This window comes from Sedimentibacter sp. B4 (assembly GCF_000309315.1).
GTDB classification, from domain to species: domain Bacteria; phylum Bacillota; class Clostridia; order Tissierellales; family Sedimentibacteraceae; genus Sedimentibacter; species Sedimentibacter saalensis.
The window spans coordinates 1-381 of the sequence record NZ_CANG01000338.1 but is presented as its reverse complement, the minus strand read 5'-3'; the positions used below and the strand labels follow the sequence as shown (position 1 = coordinate 381).

The 381-nt window shown below is 69.3% G+C and carries 1 pseudogene; it reads right to left on the bottom strand.

The features are described 5' to 3' along the window. A pseudogene (locus BN358_RS23400) lies at positions 1 to 381 on the bottom strand (GMP synthase (glutamine-hydrolyzing)); the annotation flags it as partial.

Sequence of the window (381 nt, the reverse complement as noted above, 5' to 3'; positions counted from 1 at the left end):
GAATGTGCGGATGAACTCGCGGCCGATGATCTTGCGCTTGGTCTCGGGGTCGCTCACCCCGGCCAGCGCGGACAGGAACCGCTCCTGCTCGTTCGCCACGACCAGCCGCACCCCGGTGGACGCCACGAAATCGCGCTCCACACGCTCGGCCTCACCCTCGCGGAGCAGGCCGTGGTCGACGAACACGCAGGTCAGCTGGTCGCCGATGGCCCGCTGCACGATCGCCGCGGCCACCGCGGAGTCGACGCCACCGGACAGCGCACACAGCACCCGGGCGTCCCCCACCTCGTCACGGACGCGCTGCACCTGCTCCTCTGCGATGTTGGACGACGTCCAGGTCGGACGACAGCCAGCGATGTCGAGCAGGAAGTGTTCCAGCAC